Genomic DNA, 17940 nt, shown 5'->3' on the forward strand with positions numbered 1-17940 from the left:
TGTGAGTAGGATTTGTATGGATATATCAAAAAAATATGCAGTTGTTGACTTAGAAACAACTGGAACTAATAAAAATGAAGATAAAATTATTCAATTTGGATGTACATTAATAGATGATGGAAAAATAACTGATTCAATATCTATTTTAATAAATCCTCATCAAGTTATTTCTCAAAGAATTGAAGAATTAACTGGTATTTCTAATAGAATAGTTAAAAATGCACCTGATTTCAAACAGGTTGCTGAGAGAATATATGAAAATTTAAAGGGAAGAACTTTTGTTGCACATAACGTAAACTTTGACTTTCCTTTTATTAAAGACGCGCTCATTAAAGCAGGGTATCCAGAATTAAATGTACCTGCAATTGATACTGTTGAACTTTCACAAATATTGCTTCCACAATTGAGTAGTTTTAAACTACAGGACATTTCTGAATATTTAAATATCGAGCATGACCATCCACATCGAGCCGATGATGATTCTAATGTAACTGCTAAGCTCTTATTGATTTTAATTCAAAGAATATATATTCTTCCCATGCAAACCTTAAAATCTATTTGTGATATTGGAAAATCAACAATTAGACAAACGGGTGAACTTTTTTTAGATATATACAATAAACGAAAAAATGAACAAAATATATTATCTGAATATATGTATCAAAAAAATGGAATAGTACTTAGAAAAAAAGATATTACTATTTCTTCTAATGTGAAAAAAAATAATATATATCCATTGACTGACGATGATAAAAGAAAATCTATATCAGGTACCTTAGAATTTAGAAATGAACAAGCTAAAATGATGGATGATATTTACAAAGTTCTTGATACTGAGAAAAAATGGTCCATTATTGAGGCACCAACAGGTATGGGAAAAACCTTAGGGTATTTATATCCTCTTTCGTTTAAAATATCAGATACGAAAAAACTAGTAATTGCAACAACAACAACACTTTTGCAATCTCAAATTTTAGATGAAGCAATTCCTATATTAAATCAACTTAATAATTTTTCTTATACTGCTCAAATAATTAAAAGTAGCTACAATTATATTGATTTAGATAGATTTTATAACACATTGTATCAAGATATAAATGGGCATAAAGTCACCTCTATCTTAAAAATGAAGATATTAGTTTGGTTAACAATGACAACAACCGGTGACATGGATGAACTAAGGCTAAGTAATAAAAAAAATCCATATTTAAATTTAATAGCTCATCGCGGTGAAAAAAAAGAAGATACTATATTTTCAGAGGATGACTTTTGGAAGTATAGCTTAAAAAGAGCTCAAAACTCCGAAATATTAATCACTAATCAATCATATTTTTCAAGAAATATAAATTCAAAAATCTGGGGATCAGAACCAATACTTGTTATTGACGAAGCACATCATTTTGCCGAGAACCTTAGATCTAATAATTCACCAAATTTAAATATTCAGAATTTAGCAAATGAAATAAAAAAAATTTCCGACACTCTTTATCAAAATCGAGTGAATCTAAGAAATAAATTTGATAATAATTATTTTATTGATTGGGGAAAAAATAACTTACAAGAAATGGAAGAATTCTTCCAACAATTTGATAAAATTAGTGATCAACTAGATGAATATATATATATAAATTATTTTAAAGATAAGAAAAAAACTAGTCATAGTGATAATTTTTTAAATATTCAATTATTAAGTGATGATATTAAAAATATTGATAATCTTATTTTATTAATAACTAATCTAAAGGATTTGTTGACTAATATTATTGTAAAAATAGATTCATTGGTCCGTGCTTATTTTAGTGAGAATAATTTTTCTGGAATTAAAATTGCTTCAATCATCTCAAATTTAAGTTTATATAATAATAATCTAAGAAATAGTACGATTTCTTTACTAGAATTAATAACTAAATTGACAGAAAAAGAAAATGTATTTGGAATTAGCTTTAATTTAAATGATGCTAATAATAAATCAAATGGAGTGATTCATTGGTACAAGCTTAATATTGAAAATGAACTGAAGACCATTAATAATAAGTTTAAGAATATTTATTTAATAAGTGGTGCTATAAATAGTAATGATGACTTTGAGTTCTTTTTAAACGATTTGCAGCTTTCTAATAAATATATTAATCAAAAAAATATTTATAATAATCAATTTAATGTTGAAGAAAAAACCAAGATTTATATACCAAATGACTCAAAAGACATTCGAGATATGACTGATGAAGAATATAATGTATATCTTTCAGACATGATTCAAAAATTTCTATTAAACAATACTCATCAGGCATTAGTACTATTTAATTCACTATCTACAATGAGTTCAGTATATAATTTGTTGAATGAAACTGAATTAAGTAATCAAAAAGAAATTCTTGCTCAAGGTATAAATGGAACTAATGAAAAAATAAAAAAAAGGTTTTCCCATAGTAAAAATTCAATTCTTTTAGGCTCAAATTCATTTTGGGAGGGCGTAGATTTTCCTCAAAAAATTTTAGAAATAGTAATTGTTACAAGGCTTCCATTTGATTCGCCTGATCAAAATGAAACAATGATAAGAAGCAAATATTTATCTAATTTAGACATCAATGCTTTTGGAGCTGATGCTTTACCTAGAGCAACTTTAAAGTTAAGACAAGGATTTGGTAGACTATTAAGAACTCAAAACGATAGGGGAATAATGGTAATCTTGGATGATAGAATTATCAAATCTAAATACGGTAAACAAATGCTCAATAATTTCCCAGAAGAAATAATTATAAAAAATCTTAATTCTGAAGAAATTAAACAGAATCTTGAAGATTTTTTATATTAGTTTTTGGTATACTATTAGAAGTTGATATTAGAGGTAATTATTATGAGTAGAGTAACACGGTCATGGATTATAGTTGGTATAATTTTAATTGGCATGGTTTCAACATTTTGGTTTTTTTCTATTGCATCTGAACCTTATACAAGTGCAAGACAACAAGCCAATAATATTGCTTTTAAATCTGCTGATATTAATACCCCAGATTATTTTTCTAATTTCACACAAAAAAAACAGTATTTTACTGTAGGTGGATTAACATCAAAAAATAAATATCGTTATGTAATTATTGATGCAAAAAGTGGAAAAATAAAAATATTGAATAAAAATCAATATTCTAAAGATTACATTATGAATATGATTAAAGAAAAATTTAATGTAAAAAAAATTTTTCATATTAATCTTGGCTTGATAGATAAGAAACCCATTTGGGAAATTTCTTATTTAGATAAGAATAATAAATCTAACTATGTATTTATTGATTATTATTCTGGAAAAATTACTGAAACTATAAAAGATATCTAAGGAGCTATTTATGACAGAAGTTATTAATATTATTGACGCAAAAAAACACGTTAATGAAGAAGTTAAAATAGGTGTTTGGCTTACTGACAAGCGTTCTTCAGGAAAAATTGCATTCTTACAATTAAGAGATGGTACAGCCTTCTTTCAAGGAGTGGTTGTTAAAAGTAATGTAAGTGAAGAAATATTCGAACTTTCTAAATCAATACGCCAAGAAACGAGTTTTTGGGTTACAGGAGTTATCCATGAAGATTCTCGTTCACATTTTGGTTATGAAATTGAAGTTTCAGATATCCAAGTGGTAGGAGAAAGTGAAGATTTTCCTATTACGCCTAAAGAACATGGAATTGACTTTTTATTAGATAATAGACATCTTTGGTTAAGATCAAGACGTCCATACGCAATTATGAGAATCAGAAACCAAATGATTAATGCAACGTACGAGTTTTTTAATAAAGAAGGATTTATTAAAATGGATCCACCAATCCTAACTGGTAGTGCTCCAGAAGGAACTACTGAGTTATTTCATATCGAATATTTTGATAATGACGCTTATTTAACTCAAAGTGGGCAGTTATATGCCGAAGCAGGGGCAATGGCTTTTGGTAAAGTATTTACCTTTGGGCCTGTATTTAGAGCTGAAAAGTCAAAAACTCGACGTCACTTAACAGAATTTTGGATGATTGAACCAGAAATGGCTTTTACTGAACAGAACCAGAGTTTGGAAGTTCAAGAGAAGTATATTGCTTATTTAGTACAAAGTGTGATTGATAATTGTGAATATGAATTAAAACTTTTAGATCGTGATATTGATCAACTTAAAAAATATACTAAATTACCGTTTCCTAGAATTTCTTATGATGAAGCAATTGAAATGTTACAAAAACATGGAGTTGACATTAAATGGGGAGACGATTTTGGTGCACCTGATGAACAATATATTTCAGAGCAATTTGAACAACCAGTATTTATACTGAATTATCCAAAATCAATTAAACCATTTTATATGAAACCACACCCAGATCGCGATGACGTATATCTATGTGCTGATTTACTTGCTCCTGAAGGATATGGAGAAATAATTGGTGGTAGCGAACGTGAAACTGATTTTGAAGCACTTGAAAAGCGCATTAAAGATGCTGGACTAGATGAGTCAGAATATGAATGGTATCTTGATTTACGTAAATACGGTTCAGTTCCACATTCAGGATTTGGTCTTGGCTTTGAAAGAGCTGTAACCTGGATTTGCAAATTAGATCATTTACGTGAAGCTATTCCATTTCCTAGAATGATTAATAGATTAAAACCCTAAATAAATATAATAAAGGTTGGATATTTTCCAACCTTTTTTGAGGTATTACAGAATGAATGAAGAATTTTTTAAAGAATTAATGCAAAAGGGCAGTACTGTAATTAATAATCTTATTTTATTGAATATAAAAAATCTAAATATGTCTGCCGAAGAATTTTTAATATATACTACAATACAAATGTATGGACAAAAAGGCGTTGAGTTCCCAGCACCAAGTCTAATTTCAAAACATTTGGGAATTGAACAAAATGAGGTTCTTAAAATTATTCAAAATTTAATTCAAAAAAGAATAATTGATATAAATACAAAAATAAACAATAATCATCAACAACAAGATGTATATGATTTGACTCCTGTCTATAGACTATTAGCTACAATTACCGATGATAAAAAGAACGAAAAAGAAAAACAGGATTCTGAAAATAAAGTAATAGAACTATTTAAAATGATAGAAGTTGAATTTGGTCGACCACTTTCTCCGATAGAACAAGAAACAATACATGATTGGCTTGACAATGATGGATATAATATTGATTTAATTAAATTAGCTTTAAAAGAATCTATTTTAAATCAGGTATATTCACTAAAATATATGGATAGAATATTATTAAATTGGGAAAAGCAAAATATTAAAACACCATCTCAATTGGATGAATATAAAAGGAGAAATGAGTACTAATGTTAGCTGATAAAGATATTGTGTGGGCTATTCACGAAATGATGAATGAAATAGGTCCAGTGGGCCCATCTCTTGATTCTAGAACTGATTTTCAATATTTAATTTCTGTAATTCTAAGTGCACAAGCAACAGATTTATCTGTGAATAAGGTAACACCAATTTTATTTTCTAAATATCCTAATCCTACTACGCTTTCAAATGCTAATATTTCTGATCTAGAAAATATTATTAAAAGTGTAGGATTGTTTCGGAATAAAGCAAGAAATATAAAAAAATGTGCTAATGAAATATTGGAAAACTTTAATGGAGAAGTTCCAAAAGATAAGCAATTATTAATGTCTTTGTCTGGTGTAGGCAGAAAGACCGCTAATGTTGTGATAAGTGACAGATTTAATATCCCGGCATTTGCAGTTGATACTCATGTTTCAGCAATATCAAAGAGATTACATTTTGTACCTAAAAATGCATCAACTATTGAAATAGAAAATAAAATCACTTCCGTTTTAGATAGCTCAGAATGGATTCGTGCACATCATACTATGATTGAATTTGGAAGAAAATATTCGATGAAATTACCTGTCGAAAAAGAAGTTAGCACGTTAATAATGGAATGCGATAGACTAAACAAAAAGAACTTACAATAAATGTAAGTTCTTTTTACTTTAATTATTTGTATTAGGTGACGCATTATTATTTGGTGATGTATTTCCACCAGCATCATTATTATTTGTATTACCGTTATTAGAATTATTACCATCAGTATTACCACTGTTATTGGTATTATTATCTGAATTATTTGATGTATTATCATTATTCTTTGGTGAACCATCACCGCCAGAATTATCAGTGGTTTTACTGTCGTTTGTTGGCTGATTAGCAGTCGTATCGTTTGTAGACCTATTAGGAGCAACATAGGAGTATGAATTATTACTTGAGTAAATACTTGGTGCACTACCACTTGGATATAATTCTCTTCCTACTTTTGTAAGATTACCAGGCTGTTTCCAGTCTTTATTAGATTTATAAGTTTGTAAGTAGCTCATTAAGTATTTATATACTTCTTGAGGAAGTTGTTGATCACTTTGATTTAGACCATCTTTATTTTGTTTATCATATCCAGCCCAAACACTAATAGAGTAATTCTTTGTATATCCATCAAACCAAGCATCAGGCGCTAGTCCAGTTAATCCTGGATTGTTTTTTAGTGCCTCATCAGAGTAATTAGTTTCACCAGTTTTTCCAGCATGATGTAATCCAGAAATTACCGCACTAGATGACATACCATTAGTAAATGTATCTTTTAAAATATCAGTAATCATATACGCTGTAGATGATTTCATTACTTTTTTTGCACTTGAGTCATATCTATGTACGACTCCATCAGAAGTTTCAATTTTATTAATAAAGTAAGGTTTTCTATAATATCCGCCATTTGCAAAAGCGCTATATGCAGCAGCATTTTGCAATGTTGAAGAAGAGTAACCAATACCAGCTGATAATCCTGTGTTAGCCGGTACATCAATACCTAGTGATTTTGCAAAGCCTCTTGCTTTATCAAATCCAACTTTTTGTAAAGTTTTTACAGCAGGTATATTTCTAGAAGATGCAAGAGCATTTCTTAATGTCATTGAGCCCATATAAGAATTATCCCAGTTGTTTAGTTCAATATTTGTTCCTGGGTATTTATATGGTGAATCTTTTAGTGGATGAGCTGTTGACCAACCGAGATATTCTAAAGCAGGTGCATAATCCATTATAGGTTTCATTGTTGAACCATTACTTCTGGAAGTTTGTACTGCTCTATTGTAACCAAGTTGTACATCTCCTTGATTTCTTCCACCAATCATTGCAACAACTTTTCCAGTATTAGGATCTACAACAGTTGAAGCTATTTGGATCTTATCATCTGGATAGTAAATATAAGTCGATGAGTTTACAATGTCATATAATTTCTTTTGAGCTGTATAGTCCATATTTGTAGTGATTTTTAGATTATCTCTATAAGGATCGTAGCCTTTTTTCTTAGCTTCACTAATTACTTCCTTTAAATAAGGATCAGAAATTTTTCTTGTTTCTGAATTTGTAGCATCAGCATTAGTATCTTTTGCTTTTAGTCCATCATTTATCGGAGTATTAACTGCTGCGACTAAATCTTTTTTAGTTATTTTTTTATTACTATACATAGCATTTAACACTAAATCTCGTCTAGTTTTTGCAGCTTGAGGATGTAAATAGGGATCATAATTATATGGTGATTGAGGCATACCTGCTATAAGTGCCATCTGAGGCAGCGTTAATTCATTTAATCCCTTATCATAATAGTACCGTGCGGCAGTTTTAACTCCATAAATACCATTAGATAGATAAACTTTATTCATGTAAAATTCAAGAATTTGTTGTTTTGAATATTCTTTTTCAACTTGCATTGATAGCCATATTTCTTGAATTTTTCTCTTAATGGTCTGATCTGATTTATGAGTGGAGAATACTGAAAGTTTTACCAGTTGCTGAGTTAAAGTACTTCCACCACCTTGAATACTTTGAGATTTTAGATTACCTAAGCCAGCTGAAATAATTCTAATTGGATCTATTCCAAATGGTTCATCATAAAATCTTTTATCTTCAATTGATACAACGGCATTTTGCATTTGTTTTGGTATATGTGTTATTGAAGCATATTCTCGTTCTTCATTACCTAAATTAAAAAGTTTTTTTCCGTTTTCATCATATATATTAGAAGATCCAGCACTTTGAAGTGAGTCTTGGGTAATAGCTGGTGCTTTACTTGCATAAAAGCCGAATACAGATATTCCAATAATAAATAATACTAAAAATCCTATTAATACCCATTTTAATATTGGAAATATATTATTCGACTTTTTATTTTTTTCACGTCTTTGTACACGTGTTAGTTCTGTCATAGTTACTTTTCCTCCATGGTATTAACCATTTTATCACAAGCTTCTAAATAGGGAAGTACAGGATTATATCCTGGAGTAATCCGTACGGCATATTTAACAACATCTTCATGTGAGATAGACTTTTTCCCATTTGGACTATTTTGTAAATCCCAGTATTTTATTAATATAGAAGCAGGTAGTATATAATATTCATTAAGCGTTACAAAACGCATTATGACAAAACAAATTCCACCTAATTTTAAACATTTCCTTAAATGTTCAATTTGATGGGTGTGAAAATTAGTAAAAGGAAACAATGTTTTATGTTTTGTTTCTTTTGCCTCAAAATCTACATACTTTCTATTATATATGCCGTTATAGTCGGTAGTAGAAGGTTGTCTAAAATATGCTTCTTTAACAACGGCTTTACTTCTTTTTGGATAGTCAACTTTTACTATTTGTAGTGGAATAGGTTTTTTGTAAATTACAGCAATATCATGTGATCGATAATATTCATTACTTTGATTGATTTCTTCTTCAAGAGTCATTCCACGGTCAGCAAAAACAGTTTTATTTTTTTTAAGATTGTTAGAAGTTTTATTATAAGATGTTCCATCTGGATATTTTATATTCATAAACTCCTCCTTAATAACTAAGTGATTATACCATTATTTTATTAATCAAAAAACAAAGGAACCTAATAATTATGATTGAACGTCTATGGATAACGGGATATAGATCTTTTGAACTAGGAATTTTCGGTAAAGATGATCCTAAAGAAAAAATAATAGAGCAATTTTTGAAACAGAAAATAGAGCAGTATATTTCAAATGGACTTCAGTGGGTTATTACAGGAGCACAACTTGGAATTGAACAATATAGTATTAATGCAACATGGAAATTAAAAAAAGAAAATTTTGAAATAAAACACGCAGTAATGTTACCCTTTTCTGATTTTGGAAAAAATTGGAATGAAAGTAATTCATTTTTATTTCAGCAAAGTTTAAAAAAGGCAGACTATTATAATTATGTGAGTTCTAAGAATTATATTAATCCTAGTCAGTTGAAAAATTGGCAGGACTTTATGCTAAATCATACGGATGGGTTATTAATAATTTACGAACCAGAAAATGAAGAAAAAGGGAAGCCAGAGTTTGATTATATAAAAGCTATAGAATATTCTCAAAATCATAATTATCCAATTGAAATAGTACATTTTGATGACTTAGATGATTATTTAAGAAGTATTTCTGAAGAATAATTAAGTTATTCTTAAATAAATAGCTATATGTAAATACTTATTTTATAATTAAGTAGCTATTTGATATAATTTTAGTTACAAGTTTATTGAGAGGAATTAAATATGAATATTAATACAAACCTACAACCAAATGATATTTTGAATAAAGAGTTTCATACAAAAAAAATTGGTGGATATAATCCTGACGAAGTTGATGAATATCTTGATAATATTATTCAAGACTATGATGCAATGTTTAAATATATTCAACAGTTAGAAGAAGAAAATCAAAAATTAAGACAGCAAGGTTCTAATCCTGTAGCTGAAAATACAACTACATCTGAACCAACTATAAATACAACAGTTGCCCCTGAGCCAACACCAGCCGTTAGTTCTGAAGCAACATATAATCCTGTTGATGAATCTTATCCATCAACAACTAACTATGATATTTTGCGTAGGCTTTCAAATCTTGAACGCAAGGTCTTTGGTGAAGAAAAGAGTATGCAATCACCAGCTAATGATTTTTATGGAAATAATACTCAAAATAACTTGCATTAATAACATTAATTTGAGTATAATTGCATCATAGGTTGATTTACTTAATGAGTAATTTTCGAGTAATCGCGGTCTGTTTATGCAGGCTGAGGAAAGTCCATGCCCGCACAAGCTGAGATGCTTGTAGTGTTCGTGCTTGGCCCAATAAGCCAAGGTATCTCTTTGAGATAACGGCAACGAAAGCACTAAAACTTTTAGTCATGTGTGAGTAGTTTGAAAGTGCCACAGAAACGCATGTTTGCTAGAAATGGCAAAATTGGAACGGGTAAACCCCGCGAGCGAGTAACCCAAACTTTGGTAGGGGCGCTTCACAACGGTAACTGAACCTAGTGTGGAGACATTTATGTAGATAGATGATTACTAATGGCATTAAAAATAACCTGTTTTAATGCTTGAACAGAACATGGCTTATAGATTTTTACTCTCAGGTTAAGACGAAGTTTACTTCGTCTTTTTTTATTAAAAACAATAAAAGAAGAAAGACAAACGGTATGACATACAAATTAGTTGCAACAATGGCAAGTGGCTTTGAAGCTATAACTGCTAAAGAATTGAATAGTTTAGGTTATAATACACAGACTGAAAATGGAAGAGTTTTATTTAATGGTGATCAAAAGGATATAGCGAAGACTAACTTATGGTTGAGATCCGCTGATCGAATAAAAATAATCATTTCAAAATTTGAAGTAAGAAGTTTTGAAGATTTATTTGATAAAATTTACGATATATCTTGGGACGATTATTTGCCTTTAAATGCCCATTTTCCTGTAAATGCAAGATCAATTAAATCTAAATTATTTTCAACAAGAGATATACAGTCCATTACAAAAAAAGCAATAGTAAATAAAATATCTGACGTATACAGACGTAATGGTAATCTTCCTGAATCTGGTAGTAGTTTTCCTATAGAAGTTAGAATATCTAAAGATATTGCTGAAGTAACTATTGATACCACTGGTGATAGTCTTTTCAAACGTGGTTATAGAATTGATCATGGTGGAGCTCCTTTAAAAGAAAATTTTGCTGCTTCTTTAATAATGCTTACAAATTGGAATTCAAATATGCCATTTTGTGATCCGACTACAGGTTCAGGAACCATTGCTATTGAAGCTGCTATGATTGGTAAAAATATTGCTCCAGGCTTAAAAAGACATTTTATATTTGAGGGATTTGATTGGTTTGATTCTTCTTTACTAGAAAATGAAAAAAATGAAGCAAAAAATGCCATTAAAGATGTTGATTTGAATATTTTTGCAAGTGATATTGATCAAAATATGATTGATATTGCAAAATTAAATGCAAATAAAGCTGGTGTTTTACATGATATTACGTTTAAGCAAATTGCGTTAAAGGATTTAAAAATTGAGGAAAGAAATGGAGTATTGATTTCTAATCCTCCTTATGGAAAAAGAATGAAGGAATCAGATGAAGTTCATACTTTATATAAACAAATGGGTGAAACTTTTGAGAATCTTCATGATTGGAGCAAATATTATTTAACAAGTGACTTGTCATTTGAAAAACACTATGGAACAAAAGCAACAAAAAGAAGAAAACTTTATAATGGTGCTATTAGAACTGATTATTTTCAATATTGGAAATAAGTAAAAAAAGAATAACCAGTAATCATATGTTCATGGTTATTGGCTATTCTTTTTTAATGCTCAATTGCTAAACGACTTCTATCACAAATCGTTTTACATAAAATGTCTTCTTTTTAAATCAATTAAAATAATTCCCACACCAATAAATACTAATCCTAAAGAAAAAATCCAAGACCATGATTTATCTGCAAATGGTAAAAATGTATTCATTCCATAAAAACCAGATACGATTGTTGGTATTGAAAGTATTAGCGAATATATAGTTAAGACTTTCATTGTGGCATTTGTTTGATTATTTAAGAGGTTGTTAAAAGAATTTGATAACTTATCAGTAATATCACCTAGAAGTTCAGTCATTTTTTGAATTTGTTCAAACTCAATTACTGCATTATTTATAAGTTCAATGTCTTGCTTTGTCACTTTATTTTCCATGTCTGAACTTTTAACAAAAAGTTGTGCTTCTTTTAGCAATAAGAAATTTCCATTTACAGCGGTTAAAAGATATGATATTTCCTCTTGAATCATAGATAATTGTAAAATTTCTTTATCTCTTATTTTTCTTTTTGCTAGTCTTCTTTGAATTATGGTACGTTTATCTGAAATTTCTTCAATCTTATCAACAAAATCTTCAGATACTTCGTCACCGATTTGAAAATAAATTCCCCAACTGGTTACATCTGTATAATTATTTTTTCTGATTTCATTAAAATATTGTTCAATATATAAAGTTTTATCAGTTGTAAATAAAATTATTTGTTTATCAGAGAGCACCATCGTCACTGGCAGAGCAACTTTATTAATTCTTGAGCTATTTGAAATAACATGAAAAACTATTAACCAAGAATCTAAAGATTCAATATATTCTGTTCTTGGACGTTCTTTCATATCAGTTGCATATTCGATTATCTCATTTGTAATATTATAGTTGTTAGTTAATTCATTTATGTCGGAATCAGAGATTTCATTAACTGAAATAAAATCAATTGAATTAGTTAACTTGTACTTTGTAATCATATTTTTACCTCACGGTAGTAATATAACACAAAAAAATAGGGCTTTAGTAGCCCTAAAAGGTTATGGAGTCATTAATTTTATAATTTCTTCTTTTGGAATACCTTTGAAGTAATTATCCAAATTAAAATTATCTAAAACATTTTGTATGTCTTTGGTTTCAAACTTTGTGTTTTTCAAAGCTGTGGTTATTTCACTAACGTCACCTGATCCGAAAAAGTCACCATATATTTTGACATCATCGATCATTCCATTTTCAATATTTAATCGAATATCGATAGTACCCATATCAAAATGTTTTCTTTGCTTAACAGTGAATTTTGGAGATTTACCATATACCCAATCCCAATTGTTATAGTACTTTTCTAAGATTTTGTCTATTTCTTTTTGATCATCATCGGTAACAATGTACTCGTTATCTTTAATTTCATCAATAGAATTTTTTTCGAAAAGTTTTGGTATCAAAATATCTCTAAATTCTTCAGTGGTTAAATTTTGATATTCAGGTAATAAATAAGGTTTTAAATTTGTAACTCTACTTCTAATCGATTTAATACCTTTAGATTTAATTTTATCTTCATTAACGTGTAGTGCTTGTGTTAACACGTCTAAATCGACATCATATGAAAGGGTTCCATGAGAAAAAGTTTTTCCATTTTTTGTGTACATTGCATTACCAGAAAACTTTTTACCATCTACAAGTAAATCATTTCTACCAGAAACCTCAGCAGTTTTTGCACCCATTTCTTTAAGTACATCTACTATTGGTTGAGTAAATGATTTAAAATCACCAAAATTTTTATCATCAGAATTTACAACAAAACTAAAACATAAATTTCCTAAATCTTGATATACTGCTCCACCACCTGAAAGTCGACGAGTTACTACAATACTATGTTCCTTTACATAATCATGATTAATTTCTTCTAAAGTATTTTGATTTCTTCCTACAATAATACAAGGTCCTTCAATATAAAATAGTACTAGTGGTTCATTAAAATCTTTATTGTTCATTAAAAATTGTTCGGTAGCTAAATTTTCACGAATATCGCGTGATTTCATTACTACATATTTCAAAGATATATCCTCCCTAGTTAATTAATATTGATCATATATTAGTTATATATGAATTACATAAAATTATCCAGTGTAAGCGATTACTAATTTTAAAAAATTACTATTTTTCAGTATTTCAGTGTACAATTGTTTTATATATAAAGTGTTGGAGGAAAATGATTTGAAATTTAGATATCAGTCTGGAGGAGAAAAAGGAATAATCACGTGGTCGTTAATTACTTCACTTTTCTTCTTAGGTATTATAGTTCAAATGGAAATATTTAAAGCAACTATAATTTCTCCAATAATAATTATATTGGCAATTATAATTGGATTGTATATATATCTAAAGTCACAGATAACCGTAGAAAAAGAATATATAAAAATTCAACAGCCCTTTAGAAAAAAATCATTGATTATAAAAAATAATGAAATAAAAAAAATAGACTTTCAAAAATATTATTTTGTTATCTATTTTAAATCTGATGAATTTTTTCCTATGAGATTGATTGCCTTACCAAGAAATATCGTTAAATTTTCATCAAAAATAAATCTTAACTAGGTAGGTGTTATTTATAATGAAGTCAGATATTGAAATAGCTCAAAATATTGAAAATAATAGTATGAAAAATATTCAAGAAATTGCTAAAAAAATAGGACTAGATGAAAAAGATATTGAGAGATTTGGAGATTTCAAAGCAAAAATCAAGCTATCTACAATAAAAAAAACTAAATCTAATTCTAATGGAAAACTTATTCTAGTAACTTCTATAAATTCAACTCCTGCAGGGGAAGGTAAGTCAACTTTACTTATAGGTTTGGCTGATGCTTTAAGAAAAATAAATAAAAACTCTGTTATAGCACTTCGTGAACCTTCTTTAGGACCCGTTATGGGGATGAAGGGAGGAGCAACCGGAGGCGGTCAATCACAAGTTATTCCTATGGAAGATATAAATTTACATTTTACTGGTGATATGCATGCTTTAACAGCAGCCAATAACACATTAGCTGCTTTAATAGATAATCATTTACAACAAGGAAATGATTTAAATATTGATCCAAGAACAATAACATGGAGAAGAACGTTAGATATAAATGATCGTGCATTAAGAAATATTGTGATTGGTCTTGGCGGAAGAACATCATCAATTCCTCGTGAAGACCATTTTGATATAACTGTTGCTTCAGAGCTAATGGCAATATTATGCTTGGCTACTGATATTAATGATCTAAAAACTCGCATTAGTCAAATTTTAATAGGTTTTGACTATTCACAAAATCCTATATTTGTTAAGGACCTAGATGTTCAAGGAGCGATTGCTACTCTCTTAAAAGATGCTATTAAACCTAACTTAGTTCAAACTTTAGAAGGAACTCCAGCAATAGTCCATGGTGGCCCTTTTGCAAATATAGCTCATGGCTGCAATAGTATCTTAGCAACAAGTACGGCTATGAAATTGAGTGAATATACAGTTACAGAGGCCGGTTTTGGGGCGGACTTAGGTGCAGAGAAATTTTTAGATATTGTAACTCCTAATCTTGAAAAATCTCCTGATACAATTGTAATCGTGGCCACTGTAAGAGCTCTTAAATATAATGGCGGACAAGATTTAAAAGAATTATCAAATGAAAATTTAGGCGCATTAAAAAAAGGATTCGTAAACCTTCAAAAGCATATTGAAAACATGCAAAGATACAATATTCCGGCAGTTGTTGCAATAAACAAGTTTAATACAGATTCTAAAGATGAATTACAAACATTAAAAAAATTGTGTGAAGAAAAAAATGTAGCCGTTGAAATTTCTGAAGCTCACGAACTTGGTGGGAAAGGGGCCATTGATCTTGCAAAATTAGTAGTTGAATCTTGTGAAAAGCCTTCAAATTACGAAAAATTGTATGATAATAATTCTTCTGTAGTTAATAAAATCACAACAATAGCCACAAAAATTTATGGAGCCAAAGACATCTCTATATCAAGTAAAGCAAAAAAAGAGATTGAAATAATCGAAAAAAATCATTGGGAAAGTTTACCAATCTGTATTGCTAAAACTCAATATTCTTTAAGTGATGATCCTAAACTACTTGGAAAACCAAGTGACTTCACTTTGAGCATTACATCTGTATCTCCCAAATTAGGATCTGGATTTATCGTTGTGCAAACAGGTAAAATTTTAACTATGCCTGGCCTACCAAAAAAACCTGCTGCTTTAAATATTGATATAGACAATAGCGGTACAGTAAAAGGAATTTTTTAAAAAATGAGTATATTTTTTTTGTTAATCATGTTAATTTTAGTAATTGCTGACCAATCACTAAAATTTTTTGTAAATACAAACATAGAAATAGGGTCATTACATAATATAATTCCTGGTATTATTTCTCTTACCAATATTACTAATAATGGAGGAGCATGGAGTATTCTTTCTGGTAATATGTTGTTTTTTTATTTTGTAACAATAATTGCAGTGATAATTATTGTGTATTTATTATATAGAGCAAAAAAAGAATCAAATATTTACAAAACAGGATTAGTCTTACTTTTATCAGGAACAATAGGTAATGCGATTGATAGATTTACAAATCAATCTGTAACAGATATGTTCCACTTAGATTTTATAGACTTTGCTATATTTAATTTAGCAGATGTCTATATCACAATTGGCGTTATCTTGATAATTATTTTTATTATTTTTATTGATAAGGATGTCCATAAATGACGGAAACAATTAAGCTAATTGTTGAATCAAAGTTCAACAATTATCGTTTAGATAAGTACTTAACTGAAAAAATTGATAGTAGTAGATCACAAATAAAAGCATGGATAATGGATAGGTATATTACTGTAGATAATTATGTTGTATCAAAATCCGGTTATAAAATTAAGAGCAACAATTTAATTATTATTCAAAAACCAGATGAACAACCTTTATCCGCTAAACCAGAAAAAATGAATTTGGATATTGTTTATGAAGATAACGATGTAATTGTTGTAAATAAACCTCAAGGTATGGTAGTTCATCCTTCCGCAGGTCATCCAGATCATACGTTAGTTAATGGTTTGATGTATCATACTAACTTACCTAGCGAAGAAGAAGACGTTCTTAGGCCAGGAATAGTCCACAGAATCGATAAAGATACTTCTGGATTATTAATGGTTGCTAAAAACGGTATTGCTCGTGATTCATTAATGAAACAGCTAAAAGAAAAGACAAATACTCGCGAGTATTTGGCAATCGTTCACGGAGTTTTCTCAGAAACTTCTGGTAAAATAGATGCCCCAATTGGACGTTCTAAAAAAGATAGAAAAAAACAAGATATTGTTGCTGATGGTAGAAGTGCTGTCACACATTTCAAAGTTTTAGAACAATTTGATAACTATGCTTTACTTTCACTACATTTGGAAACTGGAAGAACCCATCAAATTCGTGTTCACTTAAAATTTATTGATCATCCTGTTGCAGGAGATCCTTTATACGGTCCTAAGAAAACCTTAAAAGGAAATGGTCAATTTTTACACGCACATACACTCGGATTTATTCATCCAACAAATGGAAAACAAATGGAGTTCAGTGTTAAACCTCCCAAAATCTTTTTAGAAACATTAGACACATTAAGGAATTGATTGTAAAATATTACTTACAACTTAGCTAAAGCTTTTAAGTAAGTCCTGTGAGACTCAAAAGTTTAAAATCAAACCACTCACAGAAGAGTGGTTTTTTGTTTGGAGGAAATTATGGCAAAAGAAATTATTGATGGAATTACTATGCAGCGTGCTTTAACACGTATTACTTATGAAATAATAGAAAGAAACAAGGGAATAGACAACCTAGTTTTAGTAGGAATTAAAACTAGAGGTGTATTTATTGCACATAGAATAGAATCTAGACTTAAACAACTAGAAGGAATAACTGTTCCAGTTGCTGAGCTAGATATTACACCTTTTAGAGATGATACTAGTCAGTCTGAAGAAAAAAACAAATTAGATATTGATTTAAAAGATAAAAACGTAATTTTAGTTGATGATGTTTTATATACTGGACGCACAGTGAGAGCCGCAATGGATGCAATAATTTTTTCTGGCCGTCCTAAAAAAATATCTTTAGCAGTTCTAGTTGATAGAGGACATAGAGAACTTCCAATCAGAGCAGATTTTGTGGGCAAAAACATTCCAACTTCTAGAAAAGAAAAAATAAATGTATCAATGAGTGAAGTCGATAATGAGGATAAAATTGAAATAGATTAGAGTGAT

The 17940-nt window shown here is 29.2% G+C and carries 17 protein-coding genes and 1 other RNA gene; 14 read left to right on the top strand and 4 right to left on the bottom strand.

Annotation, left to right across the window (positions count from 1 at the left end; translation table 11 throughout):
* Positions 1–16: 16 nt before the first annotated feature.
* Genes ACUV9F_RS03525 through ACUV9F_RS03545 form a run of 5 tightly spaced genes read left to right on the top strand, consistent with a single transcriptional unit; the run spans position 17 to position 5966 of the window.
* Positions 17–2815: a helicase C-terminal domain-containing protein gene (locus ACUV9F_RS03525; RefSeq protein WP_446184303.1), complete on the top strand. Its 2799-nt coding sequence runs from the start codon at positions 17–19 to the stop codon at positions 2813–2815.
* Between the two features lie 42 nt (positions 2816–2857).
* Positions 2858–3334 (top strand): PepSY domain-containing protein, encoded by a 477-nt coding sequence (locus ACUV9F_RS03530; RefSeq protein WP_446184304.1) that lies wholly within the window; start codon positions 2858–2860, stop codon positions 3332–3334.
* Between the two features lie 10 nt (positions 3335–3344).
* Positions 3345–4643, top strand: coding sequence for an asparagine--tRNA ligase (gene asnS, locus ACUV9F_RS03535; protein ID WP_446184305.1), 1299 nt, complete (start codon positions 3345–3347; stop codon positions 4641–4643).
* A 52-nt stretch (positions 4644–4695) separates the two neighbouring features.
* Positions 4696–5322 carry a DnaD domain protein gene (locus ACUV9F_RS03540; protein WP_446184306.1) on the top strand — a complete coding sequence of 209 codons (627 nt, stop codon included), beginning with the start codon at positions 4696–4698 and terminating at the stop codon, positions 5320–5322.
* Positions 5322–5966 (top strand): endonuclease III domain-containing protein, encoded by a 645-nt coding sequence (locus tag ACUV9F_RS03545; RefSeq protein ID WP_446184307.1) that lies wholly within the window; start codon positions 5322–5324, stop codon positions 5964–5966. The genes ACUV9F_RS03540 and ACUV9F_RS03545 overlap by 1 nt, the downstream gene beginning before the upstream one ends.
* Positions 5967–5984: 18 nt before the next feature.
* Here ACUV9F_RS03545 and ACUV9F_RS03550 read toward each other — a convergent pair whose 3' ends face one another.
* On the bottom strand, positions 5985–8243 hold the full coding sequence (locus ACUV9F_RS03550) for a transglycosylase domain-containing protein (RefSeq protein WP_446184308.1): 2259 nt from the start codon (positions 8241–8243) through the stop codon (positions 5985–5987).
* Between the two features lie 2 nt (positions 8244–8245).
* On the bottom strand, positions 8246–8857 hold the full coding sequence (gene recU / locus ACUV9F_RS03555; protein WP_446184309.1) for a Holliday junction resolvase RecU: 612 nt from the start codon (positions 8855–8857) through the stop codon (positions 8246–8248).
* Positions 8858–8928: 71 nt separating this feature from the next.
* Between recU and ACUV9F_RS03560 the strand changes: the two genes are divergently transcribed.
* From ACUV9F_RS03560 to ACUV9F_RS03575, 4 genes are all read left to right on the top strand, one after another.
* Positions 8929–9483, top strand: coding sequence for an SLOG family protein (locus ACUV9F_RS03560; protein WP_446184310.1), 555 nt, complete (start codon positions 8929–8931; stop codon positions 9481–9483).
* Positions 9484–9585: 102 nt separating this feature from the next.
* Positions 9586–10023: a cell division regulator GpsB gene (gene gpsB, locus ACUV9F_RS03565; RefSeq protein ID WP_446184311.1), complete on the top strand. Its 438-nt coding sequence runs from the start codon at positions 9586–9588 to the stop codon at positions 10021–10023.
* A gap of 51 nt (positions 10024–10074) precedes the next feature.
* An RNA gene (rnpB, locus tag ACUV9F_RS03570) (RNase P RNA component class B) lies at positions 10075–10436 on the top strand.
* Positions 10437–10511: 75 nt separating this feature from the next.
* Positions 10512–11624, top strand: a complete 1113-nt coding sequence (locus ACUV9F_RS03575; RefSeq protein WP_446184312.1) for a THUMP domain-containing class I SAM-dependent RNA methyltransferase — start codon at positions 10512–10514, stop codon at positions 11622–11624.
* A 93-nt stretch (positions 11625–11717) separates the two neighbouring features.
* On the opposite strand, the gene ACUV9F_RS03580 is transcribed toward ACUV9F_RS03575, so the two are convergent.
* Complete coding sequence (locus tag ACUV9F_RS03580) at positions 11718–12638, bottom strand: magnesium transporter CorA family protein (protein WP_446184313.1); 921 nt, start codon at positions 12636–12638, stop codon at positions 11718–11720.
* A 60-nt stretch (positions 12639–12698) separates the two neighbouring features.
* Positions 12699–13712: a lipoate--protein ligase gene (gene lplA, locus ACUV9F_RS03585; RefSeq protein WP_446184314.1), complete on the bottom strand. Its 1014-nt coding sequence runs from the start codon at positions 13710–13712 to the stop codon at positions 12699–12701.
* Between the two features lie 160 nt (positions 13713–13872).
* Here lplA and ACUV9F_RS03590 point away from each other — a divergent pair, with 160 nt between their 5' ends.
* The 5 genes from ACUV9F_RS03590 to pyrR all read left to right on the top strand — a co-directional run bounded on the left by ACUV9F_RS03590 (position 13873) and on the right by pyrR (position 17934).
* Complete coding sequence (locus ACUV9F_RS03590) at positions 13873–14253, top strand: EbsA family protein (protein WP_446184315.1); 381 nt, start codon at positions 13873–13875, stop codon at positions 14251–14253.
* 16 nt (positions 14254–14269) lie between these two features.
* Complete coding sequence (locus tag ACUV9F_RS03595; RefSeq protein WP_446184316.1) at positions 14270–15946, top strand: formate--tetrahydrofolate ligase; 1677 nt, start codon at positions 14270–14272, stop codon at positions 15944–15946.
* A 3-nt stretch (positions 15947–15949) separates the two neighbouring features.
* Positions 15950–16408, top strand: a complete 459-nt coding sequence (lspA, locus tag ACUV9F_RS03600; RefSeq protein WP_446184317.1) for a signal peptidase II — start codon at positions 15950–15952, stop codon at positions 16406–16408.
* Positions 16405–17313 (top strand): RluA family pseudouridine synthase, encoded by a 909-nt coding sequence (locus ACUV9F_RS03605; RefSeq protein ID WP_446184318.1) that lies wholly within the window; start codon positions 16405–16407, stop codon positions 17311–17313. The genes lspA and ACUV9F_RS03605 overlap by 4 nt, the downstream gene beginning before the upstream one ends.
* 108 nt (positions 17314–17421) lie before the next feature.
* Complete coding sequence (gene pyrR / locus ACUV9F_RS03610) at positions 17422–17934, top strand: bifunctional pyr operon transcriptional regulator/uracil phosphoribosyltransferase PyrR (RefSeq protein WP_446184348.1); 513 nt, start codon at positions 17422–17424, stop codon at positions 17932–17934.
* Positions 17935–17940 lie beyond the last annotated feature (6 nt).

Source organism: Daquilactobacillus linshuiensis, from assembly GCF_052828685.1.

Bases quoted from the DNA above. Each gene is read 5' to 3' on its own strand.
- ACUV9F_RS03525 (WP_446184303.1), top strand. From the start codon at position 17: ATGGATATATCAAAAAAATATGCAGTTGTTGACTTAGAAACAACTGGA.
- ACUV9F_RS03530 (WP_446184304.1), top strand. From the start codon at position 2,858: ATGAGTAGAGTAACACGGTCATGGATTATAGTTGGTATAATTTTAATT.
- asnS (WP_446184305.1), top strand. From the start codon at position 3,345: ATGACAGAAGTTATTAATATTATTGACGCAAAAAAACACGTTAATGAA.
- ACUV9F_RS03540 (WP_446184306.1), top strand. From the start codon at position 4,696: ATGAATGAAGAATTTTTTAAAGAATTAATGCAAAAGGGCAGTACTGTA.
- ACUV9F_RS03545 (WP_446184307.1), top strand. From the start codon at position 5,322: ATGTTAGCTGATAAAGATATTGTGTGGGCTATTCACGAAATGATGAAT.
- ACUV9F_RS03550 (WP_446184308.1), bottom strand. From the start codon at position 8,243: ATGACAGAACTAACACGTGTACAAAGACGTGAAAAAAATAAAAAGTCG.
- recU (WP_446184309.1), bottom strand. From the start codon at position 8,857: ATGAATATAAAATATCCAGATGGAACATCTTATAATAAAACTTCTAAC.
- ACUV9F_RS03560 (WP_446184310.1), top strand. From the start codon at position 8,929: ATGATTGAACGTCTATGGATAACGGGATATAGATCTTTTGAACTAGGA.
- gpsB (WP_446184311.1), top strand. From the start codon at position 9,586: ATGAATATTAATACAAACCTACAACCAAATGATATTTTGAATAAAGAG.
- ACUV9F_RS03575 (WP_446184312.1), top strand. From the start codon at position 10,512: ATGACATACAAATTAGTTGCAACAATGGCAAGTGGCTTTGAAGCTATA.
- ACUV9F_RS03580 (WP_446184313.1), bottom strand. From the start codon at position 12,638: ATGATTACAAAGTACAAGTTAACTAATTCAATTGATTTTATTTCAGTT.
- ACUV9F_RS03595 (WP_446184316.1), top strand. From the start codon at position 14,270: ATGAAGTCAGATATTGAAATAGCTCAAAATATTGAAAATAATAGTATG.
- lspA (WP_446184317.1), top strand. From the start codon at position 15,950: ATGAGTATATTTTTTTTGTTAATCATGTTAATTTTAGTAATTGCTGAC.
- ACUV9F_RS03605 (WP_446184318.1), top strand. From the start codon at position 16,405: ATGACGGAAACAATTAAGCTAATTGTTGAATCAAAGTTCAACAATTAT.